The sequence below is a fragment of the Pantoea sp. App145 genome, from assembly GCF_047947045.1.
In the GTDB taxonomy this organism is placed as follows: Bacteria; Pseudomonadota; Gammaproteobacteria; order Enterobacterales; family Enterobacteriaceae; genus Pantoea.
The window spans coordinates 197,732-221,299 of record NZ_CP133291.1 but is presented as its reverse complement, the minus strand read 5'-3'; the positions used below and the strand labels follow the sequence as shown (position 1 = coordinate 221,299).

19 protein-coding genes and 1 pseudogene are annotated in these 23,568 nt (G+C 52.2%); 14 read left to right on the top strand and 6 right to left on the bottom strand.

From position 1 onward, the window contains the following. Nucleotides 1–118 precede the first annotated feature (118 nt). Nucleotides 119–2,821: an HTH-type transcriptional regulator MalT gene (malT, locus tag RCF31_RS20910; RefSeq protein WP_416413698.1), complete on the top strand. Its 2,703-nt coding sequence runs from the start codon at nucleotides 119–121 to the stop codon at nucleotides 2,819–2,821. On the opposite strand, the gene pqiB is transcribed toward malT, so the two are convergent. Further along, nucleotides 2,792–4,459: an intermembrane transport protein PqiB gene (gene pqiB, locus RCF31_RS20905; RefSeq protein ID WP_416413789.1), complete on the bottom strand. Its 1,668-nt coding sequence runs from the start codon at nucleotides 4,457–4,459 to the stop codon at nucleotides 2,792–2,794. The two genes, malT and pqiB, sit on opposite strands and share 30 nt — an antisense overlap. A 282-nt stretch (nucleotides 4,460–4,741) precedes the next feature. On the opposite strand from pqiB, the gene RCF31_RS20900 reads away from it, so the two are divergent. The 13 genes and pseudogenes from RCF31_RS20900 (at nucleotide 4,742) to RCF31_RS20840 (ending at nucleotide 19,448) form a co-directional block, all read left to right on the top strand. Then, nucleotides 4,742–5,065, top strand: a complete 324-nt coding sequence (locus RCF31_RS20900; protein ID WP_299449917.1) for a DUF3302 domain-containing protein — start codon at nucleotides 4,742–4,744, stop codon at nucleotides 5,063–5,065. Nucleotides 5,066–5,069: 4 nt separating this feature from the next. Beyond that, nucleotides 5,070–6,206, top strand: a complete 1,137-nt coding sequence (locus RCF31_RS20895; protein ID WP_299449915.1) for an HlyD family secretion protein — start codon at nucleotides 5,070–5,072, stop codon at nucleotides 6,204–6,206. A gap of 104 nt (nucleotides 6,207–6,310) precedes the next feature. Then, complete coding sequence (locus RCF31_RS20890; RefSeq protein ID WP_299449914.1) at nucleotides 6,311–6,562, top strand: helix-turn-helix domain-containing protein; 252 nt, start codon at nucleotides 6,311–6,313, stop codon at nucleotides 6,560–6,562. Further along, the gene (locus RCF31_RS20885) at nucleotides 6,552–7,787 is read left to right on the top strand and encodes a type II toxin-antitoxin system HipA family toxin (RefSeq protein WP_416413697.1); all 1,236 of its coding nucleotides are present in this window, start codon (nucleotides 6,552–6,554) and stop codon (nucleotides 7,785–7,787) included. Before RCF31_RS20890 ends, RCF31_RS20885 begins: the two co-directional genes overlap by 11 nt. A gap of 132 nt (nucleotides 7,788–7,919) precedes the next feature. Further along, entirely contained in the window at nucleotides 7,920–8,849 is a 930-nt protein-coding gene (locus RCF31_RS20880; protein WP_416413696.1) for an arginase family protein, read from the top strand. Nucleotides 8,850–9,134: 285 nt separating this feature from the next. After that, a complete protein-coding gene (locus RCF31_RS20875) occupies nucleotides 9,135–10,481 on the top strand; it encodes an ISNCY family transposase (RefSeq protein WP_416413788.1) in 1,347 nt (448 codons plus the stop codon). A 69-nt stretch (nucleotides 10,482–10,550) separates the two neighbouring features. Next, nucleotides 10,551–10,922: a helix-turn-helix domain-containing protein gene (locus RCF31_RS20870; protein WP_416413787.1), complete on the top strand. Its 372-nt coding sequence runs from the start codon at nucleotides 10,551–10,553 to the stop codon at nucleotides 10,920–10,922. A gap of 309 nt (nucleotides 10,923–11,231) precedes the next feature. Beyond that, the gene (locus RCF31_RS20865; RefSeq protein WP_416413695.1) at nucleotides 11,232–12,962 is read left to right on the top strand and encodes a penicillin-binding transpeptidase domain-containing protein; all 1,731 of its coding nucleotides are present in this window, start codon (nucleotides 11,232–11,234) and stop codon (nucleotides 12,960–12,962) included. Between the two features lie 212 nt (nucleotides 12,963–13,174). After that, entirely contained in the window at nucleotides 13,175–14,587 is a 1,413-nt protein-coding gene (gene fliD / locus RCF31_RS20860; RefSeq protein WP_416413694.1) for a flagellar filament capping protein FliD, read from the top strand. Nucleotides 14,588–14,703: 116 nt separating this feature from the next. Then, nucleotides 14,704–14,781 (top strand): annotated as a pseudogene (locus tag RCF31_RS20855) (respiratory nitrate reductase subunit gamma); the annotation flags it as partial. 147 nt (nucleotides 14,782–14,928) lie between these two features. Continuing rightward, on the top strand, nucleotides 14,929–16,575 hold the full coding sequence (locus RCF31_RS20850; RefSeq protein ID WP_416413693.1) for a hypothetical protein: 1,647 nt from the start codon (nucleotides 14,929–14,931) through the stop codon (nucleotides 16,573–16,575). A gap of 53 nt (nucleotides 16,576–16,628) precedes the next feature. Next, the gene (locus RCF31_RS20845) at nucleotides 16,629–17,837 is read left to right on the top strand and encodes a hypothetical protein (RefSeq protein WP_416413692.1); all 1,209 of its coding nucleotides are present in this window, start codon (nucleotides 16,629–16,631) and stop codon (nucleotides 17,835–17,837) included. A gap of 21 nt (nucleotides 17,838–17,858) precedes the next feature. Further along, complete coding sequence (locus tag RCF31_RS20840) at nucleotides 17,859–19,448, top strand: hypothetical protein (RefSeq protein WP_416413691.1); 1,590 nt, start codon at nucleotides 17,859–17,861, stop codon at nucleotides 19,446–19,448. Here RCF31_RS20840 and RCF31_RS20835 read toward each other — a convergent pair. From RCF31_RS20835 to RCF31_RS20815, 5 genes are read right to left on the bottom strand one after another with little or no spacing between them, the layout of a single operon-like run. Then, on the bottom strand, nucleotides 19,433–20,293 hold the full coding sequence (locus RCF31_RS20835; protein ID WP_416413690.1) for a VOC family protein: 861 nt from the start codon (nucleotides 20,291–20,293) through the stop codon (nucleotides 19,433–19,435). The two genes, RCF31_RS20840 and RCF31_RS20835, sit on opposite strands and share 16 nt — an antisense overlap. Further along, the gene (locus RCF31_RS20830; RefSeq protein WP_299449897.1) at nucleotides 20,290–21,009 is read right to left on the bottom strand and encodes an ABC transporter ATP-binding protein; all 720 of its coding nucleotides are present in this window, start codon (nucleotides 21,007–21,009) and stop codon (nucleotides 20,290–20,292) included. Before RCF31_RS20830 ends, RCF31_RS20835 begins: the two co-directional genes overlap by 4 nt. Next, complete coding sequence (locus tag RCF31_RS20825) at nucleotides 21,006–21,785, bottom strand: ABC transporter ATP-binding protein (RefSeq protein ID WP_313688246.1); 780 nt, start codon at nucleotides 21,783–21,785, stop codon at nucleotides 21,006–21,008. Before RCF31_RS20825 ends, RCF31_RS20830 begins: the two co-directional genes overlap by 4 nt. Further along, on the bottom strand, nucleotides 21,782–22,654 hold the full coding sequence (locus tag RCF31_RS20820) for a branched-chain amino acid ABC transporter permease (RefSeq protein WP_416413689.1): 873 nt from the start codon (nucleotides 22,652–22,654) through the stop codon (nucleotides 21,782–21,784). The genes RCF31_RS20825 and RCF31_RS20820 overlap by 4 nt, the downstream gene beginning before the upstream one ends. Then, a complete protein-coding gene (locus RCF31_RS20815; RefSeq protein ID WP_416413688.1) occupies nucleotides 22,647–23,540 on the bottom strand; it encodes a branched-chain amino acid ABC transporter permease in 894 nt (297 codons plus the stop codon). Before RCF31_RS20815 ends, RCF31_RS20820 begins: the two co-directional genes overlap by 8 nt. Nucleotides 23,541–23,568 lie beyond the last annotated feature (28 nt).

Sequence of the window (23,568 nt, the reverse complement as noted above, 5' to 3'; positions counted from 1 at the left end):
TAAAGATTAGTTAATGAGTTTGCTTGCAATCAGTACACGAATAATCGAACGTGTATGAATAATAATTTCGAAGCGTAAAAAAATAATTCGCAACATGTAAAGGGAGGAGCATGCGACTATGTTAATACCCTCGAAACTCAGTCGTCCCGTTCGCCTTGACAGCACCGTCACGCGCGATCGCCTGCTGCAAAAACTGACTGCTGCTGGCAATTACCGACTGGTGCTGGTCACCAGCCCGGCAGGTTATGGCAAGACCACGCTGGTCTCACAGTGGGCTGCGGAGAAAACAAATCTGGGGTGGTACTCATTAGACGAAGGAGACAATCACCCGGAGCCGTTTGCCGATTATCTGATTGCAGCACTCCAGCAGGCCACGCAAGGCGGCTGCTCGCGTAGCGAGGCATTGGCGCAGAAGCGCCAGTATGTAAACCTCAATGCGTTATTTGCCCAGTTATTTATTGAAGTGACGGAATGGCAAAAGCCGCTCTGGTTGATCATTGATGATTACCATCACATCACCAACCCCGCGATTCATGAAGCGATGCGGTTCTTTTTACGTCACCAGCCGGATAACCTGACAGTGATCCTGCTGTCGCGCAACTTGCCTCAACTGGGTATCGCTAACCTTCGTGTGCGCGAACAACTTATCGAACTGAGCAGCCAGCAACTGGCGTTTACTCATCAGGAAGCGCGACAGTTCTTTGATGGTCGGCTCGCGGCTCCGCTGGCATCCGAAGAGAGTGATCAGCTATGTGATGACGTCGCTGGCTGGGCTACCGCGTTACAACTCATCGCCCTTTCTGCCCGTCAGGGGGCCAGCGCGGCTCAGGATTCTGCGCGGCGTCTTTCCGGTATTAATGCCAGCCATTTGTCAGATTACCTGGTTGAGGAAGTACTGGATAACGTTGATGTCACCACACGTCATTTTCTGCTGAAAAGTTCGCTGCTGCGTTCGATGAACGACGCGCTGATTACCTGTGTCACAGGGGAAGAGAACGGCCAGATGCGGCTGGAAGAAGTGGAGCGGCAGGGGCTTTTTTTACAGCGTATGGACGATTCCGGGCAGTGGTTTAGTTATCACCCATTATTTGGCAGCTTTCTTCGGCTGCGCTGCAAGCGGGAATTGGCCGCAGAGCTGCCGGCTATCCATCGCGCAGCAGCAGAAAGCTGGATGGCGCAGGGGTATCCGCGTGAAGCCATCCATCACGCGCTGGCTTCCGGTGACACCAGTATGTTGAGGGATGTGTTGCTGGAGCATGCCTGGACGCTGTTCAATCAAAGTGAACTGACGCTGCTGGAGGCCTCGCTGAAAACCCTGCCGTGGGAAACGTTGCTGGAAAATCCCCGGCTGGTGCTGCTTCAGGCCTGGCTGATGCAGAGTCAGCATCGGTTTTATGAGGTGAATAGCCTGCTGGCGAGGTTTGAGGAGGAGGGCCGTTGCCAGGTTGATGAGGCCCTGCGCGGTGAATTCAATGCCGTGCGCGCACAGGTGACCATCAATAATGGCAACGCGGAGGACGCCGAACGTCTGGCGATGCTGGCGCTGGAAACCCTGCCCGACAGTTGCACTTACAGCCGCATTGTTGCCACTTCGGTGCTCGGCGAAGTGATGCACTGTAAAGGCGATTTGGTGAATTCATTGCAGTTGATGCGTCAGACGGAGCAGATGGCCCGGCGTGATGAGGCCTGGCATTACGCGCTCTGGAGCCTGATTCAGCAAAGCGAAATTTTGTTTGCACAGGGCTACCTGCAGAATGCCTATGAGACGCAGGAGAAGGCATTTGTGCTGGTGCACGAACAGCATCTGACGCAATTTCCTTTGCATGAATTCCTGCTGCGCATCCGCGCTCAGCTGATGTGGGCCTGGGGACGGCTGGAAGAGGCGGAACAGGCTGCGCGGAGTGGTATCAAGGTGCTGAAAGGTTTTCAGCAACAGCAACAAATCCAGTGTCTGGGTTTGCTGGTGCAATGTTCCCTTGCGCGCGGCAACCTCGATAATGCGCGTAGTCATCTCAACCGGCTGGAAAATCTGTTGAACAATGGTAACTGGCACAGTGACTGGATCACCAATGCTGACGAGGTCAGAGTCATTTACTGGCAGATGACTGGCGACAAACAAAGCGCCAGCAACTGGCTGCATCAAACCGCAAAACCGGAGTTTGCCAATAATCATTTCCTGCAAGGGCAATGGCGCAATATCGCCCGGGCGCAGATTCTGCTGGGCAATCTGACCCATGCCGAAGTGGTACTGGATGAGTTAAATGATAACGCCCGCGCATTGCGGCTGATGAGTGACTTAAATCGCAACCTGCTGCTGATGAACCAGATCCATTGGCAGACCGATCGTAAAGCCGACGCGCAGCGAACGTTAATAGAAGCACTGCAACTGGCGCGTAGCACCGGTTTCATCTGCCACTTTGTCATTGAGGGCGAGATGATGGCACAGCAGCTACGCCAGTTGATTCAGCTCAACATTCTGAATGAACTGGATAACCATCGGGCACGACGCATTCTTGATGAGATCAATAAACATCATCGGCATAAGTTCGCTCATTTCGATGAAGGTTTTGTCAGCCGCCTGCTGAGTCACCCTGACGTACCGGAGCTGATTCGGACCAGCCCACTGACTCAGCGCGAGTGGCAGGTACTGGGGTTGATTTACTCAGGTTACAGTAACGACCAGATTGCCGGTGAACTGGATATTGCCGCCACCACCATTAAAACGCACATTCGAAATCTGTATCAGAAGCTGGGGGTGTCCCATCGCTCTGATGCGGTAAACCAGGCGCAATCAATGCTGCGCATGATGGGGTATGTTTGATTGTATGGCCTTCGGTTGAGGATCCTGAGCAACGGCAGGGGCGATAACCAGGGCGTTGCTCTTGTTGTTGAGGGTCTTCAATACCGGTTGTAACTCCCGCAGGACCTGATCAAGACGCTGCATGTTCGCCACCATTTTCTCGTAAGCCGGAGAGCCGGGTTGCAGACTGCGCATATTGCGGCTCAGTTCCCGTAACGTTTGCTGTGTTTGTTCCGGTAAGGATTTCATCGCCTCACTGCCCATAAACAGGTTGAGATTATGCAGCGCCGTTTGCGACTCACGTAAGGTGAGTTGGCTGGCTTTGAAGGTATCCGTCGCCTGTGTCAGCAAGGGGTTAAGCGGCAACGTGTTGAGTTTATCGAGCACCGCCACCAGTTTTTGCTGGATCTGACCCAGCCCACTGTCCATGGTTGGAATAATTTCGTAGCCTGCCAGCGTGGTGAGACCGGTATACGGTTCCGCTTGAGGATAAAAATCCAGATCAACATACAGCGAGCCAGAAATCAGGCTGCCGGTTTTCAGGGTGGCGCGCAGGCCATTCTTTTTCGCTTCCTGAAGTCGTTGTTGCAAATTGAAGTTTGTCCCCATACTGCTGACAAAGCGTTCGGGTTCAATACGGATCAGCAAGGGAGGGCGATAATTACGTTGCAGATCCTGCACCACGCCGGGTAAGAAGAACGGTACCTGCGCGACCGTGCCAACGCGCAATCCACGAAACTCAACGGGTGCGCCTGCTTCCAGCCCGCGTACCGAACTGTTGAAAAACAACAGATAATCCACGTGCTCGGTATAAAGCGAATCCTGAATACTGTGCTGGTCATTAAAAAGCGGGTATTCCGCCCTATTCTTTGCCGGGCTGCCATAGGGCAAGCCGTCGGGGACATCAAAACTGACGCCACCGCTCAGTAAGGTGGTGAGGGAACTCATCTCCACCCGCAGACCGGCAGCCGACATATCGATAGCAATGCCGCTGTCCTTCCAGAAACGCACATTCGTCGTGACCAGACGATCAAAAGGGGCCGAGATAAACAGCTGATAGGACATCAGGCGCTTGTCCGTATCGAAGTGGTTGCTCTCCACGGTACCAACAGGATAATGCCTGAAAAGGACCGGATCCCCTGCTTTGAGCTGGCCAGCTTTCTCACTGAAAAGGGTGACTCTGATCCCAGGGGCGTTGGCGGCGGCGGGGGGCGGCGTGTCTCTCAGCGCATAGCTCGGGGGTTCTTGCCCCTCAGATCCAGGTTGTAATTCTATATAAGCGCCTGACAGTAAAGTACCCAGCCCGCTGACCCCCTGAAAACCCACCTGCGGTTTCACCACCCAGAAAAGGCTGTCGCCATGCAGCAATGTCTCCATGCCTTCATGCAGGCGCGCTTTAATCTCAACATGCTGGAGATCATCCGATAACACCGTGCTTTCGACCTGGCCAACCGTAATGCTGCGGCTTTTGATCTCCGTTTTTCCCCCCTCAATTCCCTCGGCATTGTCGGTAATCAGGGTGATTTCAGGCCCCTGATGGCTGAAGTGATAGTAGATAATCCAGGCACCGATCACCAGGGTGATAAAAGGAAAAAACCACACCGGAGACCAGCGTTTAATCTTATTAACGGGAGTAGTCTCGTCATTGTTTTCCATTATGACTCAGCTCATCAGCATGTGTTAAAAGGACTCAGGAGGTCACACTGATTATAGAAAATATTACCTTATCTGATTCCCATGAAAAATGACAATCGGAAACCCCATCACAGAAATAATTAAAATAAGAGAGAGTTGCCGCCTGGCTTAAATACTGAAAGCGAGGCAGGTAACAGTGGTAGTGCCAGCCATTTCTGACAGGGAATAATTTTTTATTGCTATACTTTCTTCAATTATTCACAACGTCTATATTTATCAGCAAGCTGGTTTGCTAACGAGGCGGATATGTTTCTAAACTACTTCGCGCTGGGCGTTCTCGTCGTTGTATTTCTTATTATTTTTTATGGGATTATCATTCTTCATGATATCCCTTACCTTATTGCAAAATCACGTAACCATCCACATGCCGATGCTATTCATGTTGCCGGTTGGGTTAGTTTATTCACATTACATGTTATCTGGCCCTTTTTATGGATCTGGGCCACGTTATATCGCCCGGAACGTGGATGGGGAATGCAAAGTACCAATGAAAGTCTGGAGCTGCTTAAACTGCGCGTGACGGAACTGGAAAGAAAACAAGGTATAATCAACCAGCCGCCTTCGGAGTAAATCTATGGATTTGCTGATTATTCTGACTTATGTTGCTATCGCATGGTCGATATTTAAAATATTTAAGATACCGGTAAACAAATGGACCGTACCCACAGCTGCGTTGGGTGGGGTTTTTATCGTCGGTGCCCTGATATTGTTAATGAATTATAACCATCCTTATACCGAGCTGGCGCAAAAAGCTGTTGTTGCTATTCCAATCACTCCCCAGGTTACCGGAGTCGTTAGTGAAGTGACCAATAAACAAAATACGTTAATTAAGAAAGGTGAGATGTTATTTCGCCTTGATAACACCCGCTACCAGGCGCGGGTAGATAGATTACAGGCGGATCTGACCACGGCGATTCACAATACCCAAAGCCTGAAAGGGCAGCTGGATGAAGCCATCGCCAATACGCAACATGTCAGTGCGGAGCGAGACAGGTTATACGAAGATTATCAACGTTATCTTGCGGGGAGCAGGGCAAAAGTAAATCCTTTTTCCGAAAGGGATATTGATAATGCCAGACAAAACTTTCTGGCGCAGGATGCCCTGGTAAAAAGTTCCCTGGCTGAACAGGCACAAATTAAGAGCCAGTTGGATAGCCAGGTTAATGGGGAGCAATCACAAATTGTCAGCCTGCGAGCTCAGCTGACTGAGGCCCGATATAATTTAGATCAAACCGTCGTTCGTGCCCCAAGTGATGGTTATGCCACACAGGTGCTTATCCGCCCTGGAACCTATGCCGCCGCTTTGCCATTGCGGCCGGTGATGATTTTCATACCGGATCAAAAACGCCAGATCATTGCCCAGTTCCGACAAAATTCTCTGTTGCGCCTGAAAGCCGGTGATGAAGCTGAAGTGGTCTTCACCGCGCTTCCCGGCCAGGTTTTTCCGGGAAAATTAACCAGTATTCTTCCTGTTGTGCCGGGAGGCACCTATCAGGCGCAGGGCACGCTGCAATCGCTCACCATCACTCCCGGCAGTGATGGGGTGCTGGCAGTAATTGAACTGATACCTAATGCTGATGTTGATACCTTGCCAGATGGCATATTTGCCCAGGTTGCTGTTTACTCGGATCACTTTTCGCATGTTTCGGTGATGCGCAAAGTGCTGCTACGCATGACCAGTTGGATGCATTATCTGTATCTTGATCACTAATTCCCGGCGAAATGATGCTTCTGCGATTATGGTATCTATATAGTGACAAAAAAGCATTTATATGCGATTTTGTCACTATATAGATACATCATGCAGGGGGATCTATGTTGCCAGGAATGCACGCGATTGGAGCAACATGTCGTGAACGACGCAAAGCGCGGGGGTGGACACAACAGGTTGCCGCATCACGCGCAGGAATCCACCGTACTCTGGTCTCTGAAATTGAGAACGGAGTTTATACCGGATCGCTGAAAGCCTTAACCATCTATCTGACGGCCATGGACCTGATGTTAACGGTTCAGACTGCTGGCTTGCCGCAGCTGGATGAACTGGAGGCGTTGTTCGATGATGACTGATCTGCAACAGCTTGCCCGGCCAATACGCCAGATTGAGGTCTACAACGGGGGGGAATACACCGGCAAATTACTGCATGAGCATGGCAGTTACAACTTCACCTATTCCTCGCCGAACAGCCGTCGTATCTCGTTAACCATGCTGCCGGACAACCGTATGAGTTATAACAGCAGCCGGTTGTTTAACATCTTTGAGATGAATATACCTGAAGGCTATGTGCGGTATCACATTGCCGAACGCCTGCGCCGTTATGTGGGTAATATCTCCGAAATGCTGTTTCTCGCACTGCAGCAGGATACCGGTATTGGCGCGCTTTCTTATGTCAGCGATATCGATTTACCACGACCATCCCCGGAAAAACTGGAAGATTTATTGAGATGGGACCACAAAGAGAGTGCGTTTCAATATCTGCTCAATAAATACCTGCTGCAAACTACGATTTCCGGTGTGCAACCTAAAGTGATGATCAGCACTGAAAGCCGGGGCACGGTACTTTATCCAAATCTGATCGCAAAAACCGGTGATGAAGAATATCCCCGTCTTGCAGAGAACGAATTCATCTGTATGTCTCTGGCAAAAGCCTGTGGTTTACCTGTCGCCAATTTCTGGCTTTCAGACAATAAAGAACTGTTTATCATGGAACGTTTTGATATTGCTGGGGATAAGCGGCAGGCGATGGAGGATTTCTGTGTGCTATCGGGGAGAACGTCCGATCATAAATACAGCGGATCGTATGAAACTGGCGCGAAAATCGTCAGTCTGTTTACCCGCGACCAGTCCCAGGTTGAGCTTTACTGGCGCTATGTGTTGTTTAGCTGCATGGTCGGCAACGGCGATGCACATCTGAAGAACTTTTCGCTGGTTTATCCGGCTGAAAGTGAGGCGTCGCCGCGACTTTCTCCGTTATATGATGTGGTAAATACGCTGATCTATCCCACCAACGATAATGATCTGGCGTTAAAGTTGAATAAAAGCAAACAGTTTCCCGACCGCGACAGTTTGATCAAATTCGGACGAGAACTGAAAATTATCAATCCCGCCCATGTGCTGGAGCAATTTGCCGATGTGATCAGCGATCAGCTGGCAAATCAGGCATTGTTCGCTGACTTCCCGGCGCTGCACACGTCCATCAGTCATTCTTTGAGCCGAAGCGGGGCAACCAACAACCTTTTTTTAACCACGGATGTCAAGCGGCCTAAAAAGCGTAAAACAGACTCTTTTTTGTAGCTATATAGTGATAATTCAGTGGTAATGAAAAAAATGTCACTATATGAATACAAAAGATATGTTAATTGCAAAAGGCTCGAGAATCATAAGCTATGAATAAATAAGGTATCTGACAATCAGGAGCAGCCCCTGATGAAAAAAATCATTCTGGTTCCGTCGAATTTAGGGCTGAACCCACTGGGGGAGAATCATATCCCCGGGACTTTTAAGGCACCTGACGTGTTAATGGCGCACGGGTTAGGAAAAGCCTTCGCTGGATATGAAGTTGTGACAATGTCACAGCCCGAGTACAGTCCATTTCCTGAGCCGGGAACCGACATCCTTAACGGCCATAAGCTACGCGAGTTGAATATACGGCTCGCCGCTGAGGTGAGTTCAGCTCAAAACAGTGGCTTAAAACCGATAGTTATTGGTGGGGATTGCGCAATCCTTCCTGGTGCGCTGGCCGGCAGCCGACAACTCGGGCCAGTGGCATTGGTTCATATTGATGGTCACAGCGATTTTCGTCATCCCGGAAACTGGAACCGCAAAGAGGCCCAAAAACCAGCTGCAGCTGCCGGAATGGATCTCGCTCTGGTGACTGGCAGAGGAGAAGCCATTTTAACCAGCTGGCCAGGCATTGAGGGGCCATTGGTTCCGGATAGAGCCGTGATTCAGCTGGGCGAACGAGAATCTCTCGATGAGGGTTATGTCTGGGCAGATATCTTTGCTACCGACATTGAACGAATGACAATTTTCGACGCTTTAAAGCTGAGTGACAGCGAAATCATCACACGAATATACCGTCGTCTTAATGACTTCCCAGGCTGGCGTTATTGGGTCCATCTTGATATGGATGTGCTGGATCAGTCAGAGATTTCGGCAGTCGATAGCCCAGGTTCACCTGGGCTGACATCGCAAAGTCTTACTCACATTGGCCATCGCTTATTTGAAAATCCACGCTGTTGTGGCATCACTGTAACCATCTACGACCCAGACCTTGATCCTTCCGGCCAGCAGGCTCAACTGATTGCGCGGATTATCAGTCAGATCACCAGAATGACGTCGCTACGTGAAATCTGAAAAAAGAGCAGGGTAATGATGGTGAAGTTTTGCCGTAGCGGCGCGATTTATCGCGCATCGTCCAGCCATGATGAGGGAAAACCCGCGTGATAAATCACGCCGCTACGGGCGAGGTGTGGTCCGGGGCGTGTGCGGATATCGTATTTAACATAATCATGATTGTGCGCATCTAATCTGTTACTCCAAAGCGCTAATGTCGTACGGAACAATTTACAGATTTCGTCCCTGAACTAGTCTTAAATTTCCTCAGGCTCAGCTCAGGATGCAGACTTTATGTTGGTGACCATGACAGATAAAGATCTATACCGGCTCGGCATCATTCAGCGCGTTCACGACCGCACGCTGCTCCAGCGCGAAGCCGCACGCCTTCTCGAGCTCACCGTGCGTCAGGTGCAGCGTGTTCTGCGGCGTTACCGTGAACATGGTGCGGCATCGATTGTATCAGAACGTCGCGGGCGTCCCGGCAACAACCGCATTCCCGAAGATTTACGTTGCGCCGCACTGCATCTGATCCGGCAACACTACGCGGATTTTGGCCCGACTCTGGCCACCGAAAAGCTGCTTGAACGACACGGTATTCCGGTCTCCGTCGAGACTGTCCGCAACTGGATGATTTCAGACGGACTCTGGCGGCCACATTCACGTCGTCAGGTTCATATTTATCAGCCACGGCACCGGCGCGACTGCACCGGAGAACTCGTTCAGCTGGACGGTTCCCACCATGCCTGGTTTGAGGATCGCGCACCGAAGTGCTGCCTGCTCGTGTACGTTGACGATGCCACCGGCCGACTGATGCACCTTCGCTTCTGTGATTCAGAATCTGCGTTCGACTATATGACGGCAACGCGGGAGTATATTGATTTACATGGAAAACCCGTCGCATTCTACAGCGACAAGCACGCCGTTTTCCGCGTTAACGGGACGGACGCACGCCGCAGCGGCACCACGCAGTTTGGCCGGGCGCTGCGCGATCTGAGCATCGAACTCATCTGTGCGAACAGCAGCCAGGCCAAAGGCCGCGTGGAGCGTGCCAACCAGACGCTGCAGGACCGGCTCGTGAAGGAGCTGCGGCTGCAGAGCATCAGCTCCATCGGAGAAGCGAACCGCTGGGTTGCAGGCTTTATCGATGACTTTAACCGGCGCTTTGCGCGCCCGCCTAAGTATCCGAAGGATCTGCACCGTCCGGCGGGCCTAACGCAGGAAGAGCTGGACGATATCTTTGCCTGGCAGGACCAGCGGAAATTATCAAAATCGCTTACTTTTCAGTATGATAAAATGCTTTATCTCATTGAACCCTCTGATGCCAATACCCGCATCGCGGGTGAGAAAATCACGGTATTCGAATATCCTGACGGCAGGATCAGCTTTCGTTATGCTCACCGCGAGCTGAGTTATCAGGTTTTTGACAAGCTGTCCTGCGTGGATCAGGGTGAGATCGTCGATAACAAACGCCTCGGAACCGTACTGCGGCTGGCGCAGGAAAAACAGGATGAGCTGGAAGCTGAAGGGAAACGCTCACGCAGCAAAAAGATGCCGCGACGGCGGGCGCAGCAACGCGCACTTGAAGCGCTGAGGGCGATCAATCCGGTGCTGGTCAGCCCGGAGGACTTTGTCTCTGACCTGAAACGCTGATGCCCTTCCCCGGCCCGCTTCAGCGGACACAACGCCACAGGGAGGAAAAATGAGTCAGGAAAAAAAGTGATGACCCTGCAGGAGCAGCTGCGGGCTGACCTGATTGAAATGTATCTGGCAGGTGACATCACAGCGGCAGAAGCCGCGCAGTCAATGGAAGTCTCTCCCCGCCAGTGCCGGCGTCTGGTGAGTCGCTACCGCGAATCCGGCCGGGACGGCATGGTGGATCTGCGCCGGGGTAAACCCAGCAACTATCAGCTGAAAGAAGAGCTGAAGTCTCAGGTGGTGAAGCTTATCCGCACCCGCTGCCGCGGTATGAGTCCGACGGGCGCATGGCGGTTACTCAACGCGGGCTGCGGGCTGAGCATCTCAAAAGAAACCGTCAGGAAGCTGATGATTGCCGAGAAGACCTGGGTAGCCCATCCGAAAGACAAACTCTGACCAGCCAGACTCTGCCCATGCCAGAGATGACACTTTAACTTAGCCACTGAGACGACATCTTAATAATGGATAGACATAATCTATAGAGGCAAAGCTGACCTGGCCGTTCTGGAGATGCGGATGTTCTCCTGGACGGTTCCGCTCGTTTTACCATCAATCAGCTCAGTTAATGCGCCCTATGCTACATAGATGTTATAGGTACATCTTCTGATTAAGATTCTTAACGAACTGACACATAGTTTGTCTTTTGTCAGGTAAATTATTTATTTATAAGTGATTGGGGAATTTAGATGATCATAGCGGAATAATATGCCCCCCCAAAAAAAACACCAGGGAACGGATTCGTCCCGTTCCTCATTTAATCGTTACCGATACAACTTAATATGTGTGGGCGTTCTCGGCTGCCTGGGACTGCTGCTGACTCGTATTGCTGATCTACAGTTGCTGAATCATCCGATGCTGGAACATGAAGCTGATCAGCGTTCGCTACGAACCGTCACTCTGCCCACCAATCGAGGCACGCTGGTTGACCGGGATGGTGAGGCGCTGGCCCTCAGCGTGCCATCGCGTGACATCATTGCCGATCCCAAACGCGTACTGCAAGCTAACCCCGATTTCACCAGTGCCAAGTGGAGCTATCTGACAACTGCACTTAATCTGAGTCCTGAAGTATTACGTGCGGAAATTACCGATAATCCAGACAAACGTTTCCTCTACCTCGGACGTAAAATCGAACTGGGCATTGCCAAAGATATTACAGAGCTGCACCTTAAAGGTATTAGCTCTGTGGACGATGACAGCCGCTTTTATCCCATGAGTGAAGCCGCCGCGCCGCTTTTAGGTATCGTCGGGGCCGACAATACCGGTCTGAATGGGCTGGAAAAAGGCTATAACGCCGTACTTGAGGGAAAACCTGGTAAAGAGGAATATCGCCAGGATGGTGACGGTCATATCATTTCAATGATTGATTACGAACCTCCACAGTCACCGCCAACGGTGCAACTCAGCATCGATAAATTCGATCAATATACTCTCTACAGCGCGTTACGTGATGGCGTGCTATTGAATAAAGCCGATTCGGGTGCGGCGGTGTTGGTAAAAATTGACACCGGTGAAATTCTGGCAATGGCCTCCTATCCCTCATTTAACCCGAATAATTATGAGAGCGCCTCCCCTGCTGATATGCGTAACACCGCCATCAACGATAGTTATGAACCGGGCTCAACGGTCAAACCATTGGTCGTTCTTGAAGGGCTGGAACGCCATTTAATTAATCCGGATTCGGTTATCGATACCTCCCCCTATGTGGTTAACGGCCATGTCATACGTGATGTGGGGCACTGGCCGCGCCTGACGATAACAGGAATTCTGCAGAAATCGAGTGACACCGGGGCTTCCCATATTGCGCTGGCGATGCCTGCTCAGGCCATTGTCGATACCTATCAGGCGTTTGGCTTGGGTAAACCAACAGGGTTAGGTTTGACGGGTGAAAGTGTGGGTTACTTCCCGTTGCATCGCCAGCGTTGGGCTGATATCGAACGTGCGACATTCTCTTTTGGTTATGGTCTGCGGGTCACGCCACTGCAGATTGCGCGTGAGTATGCAACGCTTGGTTCCTTCGGCATTTATCGACCGCTTTCAATTACCAAAGTGACACCGCCGGTGATGGGTGTTCGGGTCGCTAATCAGGCCACAGCCCAAATCGTCGTTCATATGATGGAGAGTGACGTTTTACCGGGTGGATCGGGATTACGCGCGGCAGTACCTGGCTACCGTCTGGCAACGAAAACCGGTACGGCGGAAAAAATGGGTACCGACGGTAAATATGATGGCGGTTACATCAACTATACAGCGGGTGTTGCGCCTGCCAGTCATCCGGATGTGGCTCTGGTCGTGATGGTTAACCACCCCACAGCAGGCGATCATTTTGGTGGTTCTGTCGCGGCCCCCATTTTCGGCAAGATCATGGGGCCGGTGCTTAAACATATGAACGTGCCGCCAGACGCAATTAACCTGAAATCTTCCGCAACTTCTTCCTGAAGTTAGTCAATCAAACCAGGAAAGGCGCGCGGCGTTTGACAGCCGCCCTTTTCTTGCTGCTTATTTTTTGACCTCCCAACCAATCCATCAGTACAAATGCCCTGAAAAACACGTCATAACGTAAGGATTGCGTAAGCCTATCGATCATAAGATCCCACCTTGTTGTAATTTTTGAGACAGTAAATGTAATAAAATATTAACAGGAGGAGAAAATGGTAGGGATTTCTACGTTAGGTATAGGCTCGGGGTTAAAACTTGATGAGATTCTCACCAAGCTAACCACTGCGGAGAAACAGGTTTTAACCCCTATTTCAAAGCAGCAATCAGCAGCGACTGCCAGGCTTTCTGCCTATGGTTCGCTGAAAACAGCAATCCAGAATTTTCAGACAGCTAACAGTAAGTTGCAGGAAGCCGGGCTTTATACCCAGACCAACACAGTCAGCAGCTCCACAGCGTTTAGCGCCGATTCTGACGGCAAAGCGATTCCGGGAAAATATACCGTCAGTATTACGCAACTCGCGCAGGCACAGACCCTCACCAGCGCGGCAAAAAATGACACCAAATTGCCAGCTGGCAGTGATGCGGATAGCCGGACGCTAAAAATTTCCATGGAGGATGGCAAAGAGCACAACATTACCCTCAGCAAAGACCAAACCTCACTTTCAGCACTACGCGACACCATCAATAAGGCCAATGCGGGTATCACTGCCAGCCTGATTCGTGTCTCTGATAAAGAGTATCGTCTGTCGTTAACATCAACCGAAACCGGCACCGGACATGCGGTGAAATCCATTGCGGTCACGGGTGATGATACGTTACATGGCTTTATTGGTTACGATGCCGCTGCCAATAGTAACGGGATGACACAAAATGTCGCTGCGAAAAATGCGCTGTTCAGCATTAATAACGTCAGCATTGAAAATAGCAGTAATGTCATTACGGATGCGGTTGAAGGTGTCACGCTTAAATTAAATGATGTGACCACTGGCAACCAGGTCCTCACGGTTAGCAGTGACAGTGCCAAAGCAAAAAACGCAATTTCTGATTGGGTCACGTCGTATAATTCGCTACAGGACACAATAGGAAATCTGACCAAATACACACCGGTAGATGCGGGTCAGGATCAGGACAGTAAAAATGGTGCTTTGCTGGGAGATGGAACGCTGCGCATTATCCAGACGCAATTAAAAAGTATTCTGGCTAATAGTTCCGGCTCCACCACGTTCAAAACCATGACCCAGGCGGGCATCACTTCCGACCCCGTGAGCGGTAAACTCAAACTGGATGAGGACAAGCTCAGTAGCGCACTCTCCGTCACCCCGGAGGCTGTCCGCGATATTTTTGCCGGAGATGGGAAAACTACCGGGGTAGCGACGGTGCTGGCCACCAGCATGACTTCAATACTGAGCAGCAAAGGGGTGCTCCAGGGGGCAACGGATAGTATCAGTAAAAAACTTAATTCGTTGACCGATCACTATAATAAAGCCACTCAGAAAATAGACAATACTATTGCCCGCTATAAAACTCAATTTACTCATCTGGACACAATGCTCAGCTCACTCAACAGCACGAGTAGTTATCTGACCACACAGTTCGAAAATATGACCAATAGCAACAATAAATAACTCCCAGTGACCCGGAGATGCCGGGTCACTTTATTCCCGGCTTTTTAGCCTGACGCTATTAAACACCCGCAAAATGTATTCGCGCTGCAATTCCCGCGTTGCCTCCTGCAAGCTTGTCCCGCCTGGTACACGTGTGGAGCGCACCAGTGGAATATTTTACCCGTCGCTACCAGGTCGTGAGATCACGCAGATAAAAAATCGGTCCAGCTGGCATTTGCCTGCTGGGCCGATGTTCATCTGTTACGATGGCAAGTTTGAAACTGCGCGGCATGTAGCGCTTTTATCTGACAATAAGTCATATAATTAACGTCAGTTAATGACCATCGTGAAACGGAGTTCCTATGGATATCAATCCAACCCTATCGGTACGTCCAATATCGGCTTCCGCCATGCCAGCTGCAATTAAAAGGCGCAAATTGGCCAGTCATCTGCAAATTGTCCAGCATGCCCCTGCTCAACCAGACAGTAATACCCCCGTCCAGCGTAAAACTGCGCTCAGAATAATGAGTGAGGACACCAAAAATGTCTGCCTGAAGGCGCTGATGACTGATTTTGCAACCCACTGGAACAACGTCCCACAAGTGGGGAGCAGGCAAAGCCAGATGGAAAATTTGTTGTTTCAGTTCGAGCGACATGAAATTGGTGATTTGATGGGGTATCAACTCAGAGAAGTGTTGTTGCTGAATGAAATAAAGGTCAGTGTCTCGGCAGCAGGTGATTCACTGGCGACAGTTAAGGCGGAAGTTTCTGCTGAGGAACAGTTGTGGTTTGAAACGTACAGTAAAAAAAATCCTTTAAAACAAAGGCGCCCAGCCACCGGCTGGGTCAGAACCATGCTGAATGCGGAGGGATGCCCCAGGCTCAGGCAACCCGCCATGCGGCGTGCGTTGCTGAAAATTGGTGTAGATGTGATATCCACCACGCTTGTTGTCCTTCTTCGCGATCGCAAGGTAGTACTTTCCGATAAACCAAAGGCGCAGGTTAAAGCGTTGTGGGAAACACTTGCCAGCGAAGACTGTGTGATTAGTCGACTGGTTAAGCTGCTGAATATGGCTGAATATCAGCAGTTAGGATTGCAGGATTATCAGTTACAGAAAGCCCTGGCCGTGAATGACCATGTGATGAAAAGCGCACTTTCCGTTTTTAACGCCACCATCAATAACGCTCAGCAGCGCTGGTTTGACACATGGTTTACGGCCAATCGAAAAAAACTCAGTAACCAAACCACGTCCGGTGCACTGGTTGTTTTGCTGTGTCAGGGGCAGCGTCCGTCTCTGGGGTCAGGGCAGCTGTGGCTCCTGTTATGGAAAGCAGGCGTGACTTTGGGATTCGGCAGCGTTAGCCTGGCGCTCAGCACGGCCACTGAGAGCATGGCGGTTAACCTGACCGATGAACAAAAGAAAAATATTAAGGAGAGCTGGGATCGCCATGTCCAGCAGGGAGGGAGGACGCTGGAGAAAATAATGGGGCTGACGATGATAGAGTGCAAAATCAATGCGGCTCAACTGTCGTTTATCCTGAGCAACGCCGGTGTAGAGGTCAACCCGACGAGTATGTATCGTGCCGGTCTGGCTGCCAGAACACCCCGCCCGGCCCAGGCGGTGATTGAGTGGGCAACTGTCGCCTGGGAACACATTATCAGTAAAAAGCGATCACCGTTTCCTAATCAGGAGAAGAAATTCCAGGTGTTAGAGATGCTGAACCTGGAGGGGTGTCCGCAGGCGTTAAATGGGATGAGTACTCCGGCACTCCTGCGCCTCATGTGGGAAATTGGAGCAGATGTCTGCTTCATTACTTTGAGTATCGTGCTGGATATCATTGCCCGTCAATCGACAGCTGCCACATCCGACGTTACCGCCTCCTCTACCGTCACAACCACAACACCACAGGCTGACAACCCATGGCTATCCGCAGCCGTCCCGGACGAATTCGGCTATCGGGAGGCACACGAGTGGGATGGCCTGATCGAGACTGAACCCACGGAATAACCACTATCCTGCATTGACGCGGGCATTTTTCCTCCACCAGGCACGGAATCCTTATGAATAGCCAGACAACCCTATTGATCTCACCCTTTGTACCAACGGCAACGCCCCCTGTGATGCTCTGGCAGACGGTTTTATCTTCACAGATTGCTTTTGTCAGCCAAAGCCCCCTGAATTTTACAATGTCCCCGCGCGCTGATTATCCAAATAATCCGGACAGTGCGGAAGAATATGAACGCTGGAGAATTGACTGGCTCAGGACAAACCTGAAGGCTGTCGGCTGCAAGACGACTGCGCTGGATAAACTGATAGCGCTGCAAAAAATGCCGGGTTATCAGGGCTGTAGCATGAGGACCCTGACACGCCTCCTGAAGCGAGTGGGGATGAAGGTGAGTTATGACACAGTGAAGCTGGCTCAATTGGCACACCGAACAAAAATCACCGATACGCAGCAAACATGGTTTGATGGCAACTGGAAAAAGGCCTGCGGTTTATCTAAGAAGGAACGGCTAAGAAGCCTGCTCAGTCAGCCAGGAAGACCCCCTATCAAGCCACCTGAACTTTGGTTATTGCTTTATAACGCAGCTCAGCCTACAGGAATGACAACGGTGCGTAATATGCTGGCGGCAATGACGGTCAACATCAACCAGGTGCAGATTAAGTTAGTGAATGATACCTGGCATAGCCTTGACCATCGCCACACCACCAGCATGGTGCCCCACCTGATCAGGTTGCTGCTGCGGCTCGAAAACAAGTCCAGCCTGCAACCGGTTGAAGTCATGGTTGCCTTGACGGAAGGCAATGTCGAGGTCAACTCCACGGCGATGGGACATGCCGCCGCCGCCGCGCGGGCCAGGTTCACCCAGGCTGATGTGGAGTGGATAAAGATAGTCTGGCCGGGCATCAACAAAGAAGTGCCGCAATTTATGCAAATGGTGGAATTGCTCAACCAGTATCAGGATCTGGATGACATGACACCTGGCAAAATGGTGCGATTGCTATGGGAGATTGACGAGTATGTCTGTCCGGCGATCATAGGTCATGCACGCAATATGGTCATGCAACAACGTAATGGTGTTGTCGTTGTCCCTGATGACCCGGTTCCTGAGCTTATTGATCTGGAACCTGAGTTAGCGATGAGCCCCCCTCCTCCTGTTGCAAAACCAGCCTCACCCGTCCGATTTCAGTTACCAGGGCAAGACGAACTTTTCCCTGTTAAGGAACAGGAGTGGAAATGGCAGTTGGACCAGGAACTGGAACCCTAACCACCCTACAGAGAAATCTTTATGTATAGCCCATCCACATCATTCTCTGCCGTAGCAGGTCCAGCTACTGCTGACTGTTCGCAGAACCTGTTCAACCCAACTTTCACCATCACCACCGTGTGCCAAAGCCCGGAACAACTTTCCGGGCCACCGGTGAAACAAGGCCCCACCGCAGGGTTACTGGAGCTGCCAGGCCTGATTGCACGGTACTGGGAAACGTTTATCAATGAAAACGATGTGGTCACTGCCCTGGAAAAATTATTGTTTCTGCTGAGCGACAAGTTCCTGCAAGAAACACAAACATCTGAACTGCTGATCATCCTGAATAACTTCGGTGTGTTGGTAAACAAAACCACGTTGCCGCCTGCTCTGGCGGTCGCTCGGGTAAGGCTCGACGCGTATACCCAACAGTTAATCGAGACGACCTGGGACAGAATTGCCTCAGAATGCAAACTGGCAGGCAAGAGCGATCGGTTGAAGTTACTGCTCGACGAACTGAGTTATCTGAATCTTAACCCAGCGCAGATGCGGCGCGTTCTGCTGGAAATGAAAGAAAGTCTGAATGTCCCGATGTCTAAGCTCAGCCCTCTGATGAAACCGTTCAAAGTGACGCTGTCAGAAAAAATGGAAAAGTGGGTCAAAGAGAATCTCAAAACAGCGTCTCGCGCAGGCAAGCCGCTGGATATATTGATCGCTTTGCTGCAACAACCCGGTTATGAAGATTGCCACTGGGCAGAGCTGAAGTCGGCGCTGGATAACGTCGGCCTGCGCATGAGTGATGACATGATTAAGCTGGCACAGACGGCTTTCCGGACGAAGATCGCCGAACGTCAGCAGCGTTGGTTTGATCGTTGCCGACGTAGAAAACATAAAGAAACCCGGCAGGAATGGCTGATAAGCCTGTTAAGCCAGAATGGTCGACCGGGTATGGATGGGCCACAATTCTGGCTGCTGCTCTACAATGCCGGGGCGGAAACCAGTATGGCAACCGTGAGAAACGTGATGAAACTGCGCGGAATTGCGCAGGATCAGCATATCGCACAGGTTAAATCACGCTGGGATGCCATCAATCGGGGAAAGAATATCAGCAATATCAACCAGCTGATGCTGTTGTTGCTCTGCCTGATACATGAAGACATTCCCCTGCCGCAGTTGCATGACGCTATGGAGCTCGCCTGTGTGCCAGCTGATCGGACCGAGCTGGGACAGATTCACGAGACGGTCAGAACCCACGTCTCACGGGAAGAGGTTGCGAGATTTCGTGTCATCTATCATTCCACCCCCACCTTCGGCACTCCCTATGAACAGATGGTGAGAATGTTAAGTCAGTGTGACAAATTGCCGGAGGTCACCGCCGCCAAAGCGCTGCGTTTATTGTGGGATTCTAAGTTCTATCCCGCGAACTTTGCCGAAGTGGCCAGGGCGCTGGCCGAGGCCCAAGGGAAGGACAGGATACCGGCTTCACAACACGAACAGCTGGATCTGGAATGGCTTGGACCATCAACCCTCCATTTTGCCGCCCTGGAGACGACACCGATTTCATCCCTGGAACAGTGGTATGACGGGCCAGAACAGCAACTGAAATGGCCACGGGATCAGGAGTTGGGCTGATGAGTAGCCTCCCGAAACACCAGCGGCAAATACCCTGATGCCTCAGCGCTGACCAGCACAGCACCGTCACGCATGACAAACGGTATTTCCCCCTGATCAAGACAGGATTGCAGTACCGATAAGGATTCAACCGCAAACACCAGCGCCACCATCCGGGCTTCAGGTGCAGTAACCACTATGCCAAACTCCCTGTTAACCTGTTGCGGGGTGATCACCCGGATGCGCGTCCGCCCCCCCTGCAACGCATAGCCCGCGCCGCTGCTATCCAGCCCCGGCTCGCTGGCAAACAGACGGGCATACAGCGCCATCCCGGCCCCGGGATTGTCAGCAGCCAGCACAAACTCGGTGATGTCCTTCACCCCGTTCGGATGCTGCTGCCACTCCGGCTGCCATACCGCCTGTGGTGTCAGGTGCTGGCAGAAAAAGCTGAACCCTCCGGCAACTGCACTGGCACGCAGCCGGGTAATACAGAACCTGGCATTACAATGTTCACCATCAGGCAGGGTCACTTCGCGAGAGAACATCGTCGGTGGTTCCCCCTCCAGGTGCAGCGCCTTCAGTATCTGCCACGCCTGCCGGGCATCGGTAGTTTTCCACACCAGTCCCGCCAGACCAATCGTCACCTGCCACAATCCCCGGCTGCCAGTGGCGCGCGTCGGTTCATAACCCAGCAGTTCCAGATAGTTTTCGCCAAAAATCGCCAGATGGTTGCTGGACCCCATGCTGTGATGCCCGCGCGCCAGCAATTGAAACCCCATCCGGGTAAAACGATCACAGGCCTGATCGAGTTGGTCATTCACGTTAATCACCGCGTGATCAAAACGTGGTTTGAGCGGAGAAGTCATGCTGCCCGACCTCCAAAGTAGAGTTCCCGCATCTGCGGATCGTTAAGTAATTTGTCTGCGGTGCCACTCATGGCGACCTTGCCCAGCGCCAGCACATAGGCACGATCCGAGATATGCAGTGCTTCCATCGCATTCTGCTCCACCATCAACACCGTCACTTTTTCCTGATGACGGATAGTCTGAATCGCGCTGAATACGTCACTCAGCATTTTCGGTGACAGGCCAGCAGAAGGTTCATCCAATAACAACACCTCTGGTGCGGGCATTAACGCACGCGCCAGCGCCAGAATTTGTCGTTCTCCCCCTGAGAGCGCTGAGGCTGCCATACGCCATTTGGCCTTCAGCACCGGATAGGTTTCCGCCAGGCTTGCCATGCGTTGGCGTCGTTGTTCCGGGGCAAGAAACTGCCCGCCGGTTTGCAGGTTTTCTGCAATGGTCAGATTGTTAAACACGTTATTTAACTGCGGAACAAACCCCAGCGCACAATCGCGCACTTTGCGGTGTGCCGGAATGCCGCCGGTTTCCCGGCCATTGATGGTGACACTTCCCTGACGCGGAGCCAGAAAGCCAGCAATGGTTTTTAACAGCGTCGATTTACCGCAACCGTTGGGACCCAGCAGCGTAACGATTTCACAGTCGTTAACCTCAAGCGAAATACCGTGCAGGATATCGATGCCTGGGGTGTATCCTGCCACCACTTCATTCAGCGTGATCATACTGCTTCCTTTAATGCAGCTGTGCCGTGGCCGAGATAGGCCTCCAGCACCTGTTGATTGTTAGCCAGTTCATCCGGACGGCAGCTGGCGACGATCTGTCCGCGATCCAGCACAATGCAGCGCTGGCACAGGCTGGCGATAAAATGCATATCATGCTCAATCACCAGCAACGCAATCCCCTGTGCCGCGAGCGTCAGCAGCGTCTCTACCAGTTGCTGGCGCAGATGCGGATGCACCCCCGCCATCGGTTCATCGAGCATCAGCACCTGCGGATTGCCCATCAGCGCGCAGGCAATACCCAGCAATTTCTTCTGCCCGCCCGATAACGCCGCGGCAGGCAAATCTTTCACCTTGCTGAGCAACATGACTTCCAGCAGATGCAATGCTTTCTCTTTATCCTGCCGTTCGATTTTCCGTGCCTGCCGCAAGGCCAGCAGACCACTCCACAAGCCATGGGCGCGCGTTCCGGCAGCCATTACCACTTCCAGCACCGTCATTTTTTCCGGCATCGCCGGTAACTGAAAAGTACGGGCGATACCGGCAGCAATAATGCGATGCGTGGGCAGACGGTCAATGGTGTGCTCTGCAAAACGGATGCTGCCGCTGTCCGCAGGCGTAAAGCCAGAGATGGTGTTCAGCAGCGTACTTTTGCCTGAGCCATTCGGCCCCAACAGGCCGAGGATTTCCCCCTTCCCCAGCGTGAAGCTGACGGAGGTCAACACCTTGTTACCGCCAAAGGCTTTACTCAGGTCAGTGACCTGTAAAATGGGTGTCATGATAAAACCCTCAATTTTTCCGGCAGCAGCCCCGCCGGACGCAGCAGCAGGCAGAGCAGCAAGGTGAATCCGACCAGACCGAGACGTAATGCGCCGGTCAGATCAGCGCTGAAGTGTAAGTAGTCTTTGGCAAACGGAATCAGGTTGTATAGCGCCTCCACCACCAGTACGCCAAGCAACACACCCCGCACGTTACCCAGCCCCCCAATCATCACCATGCTCCAGATCAGGAAGGTTTCCGATGACAGCAGATAATCAGGGCTGGCGTAGTTGGTGTACCAGGCCAGCAACATCCCTGCCAGGCAACCCATCACCGCGCTGCTCATCAGCGCCCGGCATTTTAGCCACGGCAGCGAGTAGCCCATGCACATTGCCAGCTGCGGTTGCTCACGCATCAGGCGCAGCGCGCGACCAAAGCGACTGGCAGCAAAACGCAGGGAAACCACGGTACTCAACACCACGGCCAGCAAAATCACTCCGCCAAACAGCAGTGGCCCGCCGTTCCAGGGCGCGCTAATACCGCCAATCCCCTGTGCGCCGCCGGTTATCTGATCCTCATTGGTAATGACAATGCGGATGATCTCCGCCAGCGCCAGCGTCGCGATGCCCCAGTAATCCGCTGCCAGCTGACGACCCAGCGTTGCCATCAGCAGGCTGACTAACATGGCAATAGCGATACCTGCCGGTAAGGCAAACCACAATGACCAGCCGAACTGGCTGCTCAGTGCCACCGCGTAAGCGCCGATACCGACGAAAGCGATATGGCCGAAGTTGAGTAACCCGGCGTAACCCGCCTGGAGATTGAGCGCCAGTGCAATGACCGCATAGATCCCCGCCAGGCAGAAAATATTCAGGAGAAACTCAGACACGTCGCACCTCACGGTTAAACAAGCCAAAAGGACGCAGCCATAACGCCAGCAGCAGCATGACAAACGAGCAGGCATTGACCCAGGTCACCGGCACAAAGGCCATTTGCCCGTCAATCAGACTGCCGAAATCGACATTGGTGATAAGGGTTTCGGTGATGGCGATCAGCAACGCACCAAACACCGCCCCGAGCGGGTTACCCAACCCACCGAGAATGGCGGCCGCCAGCACCGGCAGCATCAGGTCATTGCCCTGATTAATGTAGGCACTGCCCTGCATCGCCATCATCGAACCCCCGAGGCTAGCGAGCATCCCGGCCACCAGATTCACCACATGCACGATGGCAGTGGCGTTAAGCCCCGATGCCGCCGCCAGTTCACGATTGCTGGCAAGCGCGCGCACCGCCCGCCCCTGCGGCGTCCAGAACAACACCAGCGCAAAGACGAGGATCAGCGACAAGGTAATGATCAGGCTGAACAACCGGTCACTGGAGAGACGCGCACCGGCGAACTCCCACATGCTGCCCATCGGCAGATTAAAGCTGACGGGTGCCGATCCCTCGGCCCCCAGCATCACCGCGATAATCACCATCGACACCGCCAGCGAGCCAATCATGGCGTTGGCGGTGCCACTCTTCAGCAATGGCTGAAACACCCAGTGATGCAACAGCACCGACAACAGGCCGCATAACGCAGCGGCCAGCAGCATCGCCAGCAACAGCGGCATACCGAGTTGCAAACCACCGGCGGTAAGAAACGCGCCGGTCATGGCGTATTGCATATGGGCGATATTGGCAAAACGCACCAGCCCATAAACCAGGCTTAATCCCAGCGCCACCAGCGATAAATCGGCAGTGCGCATTAGCGTATCGAGCATAAACGGCAACATAACGTTTTCCTGCAATCAAGACCGTAAA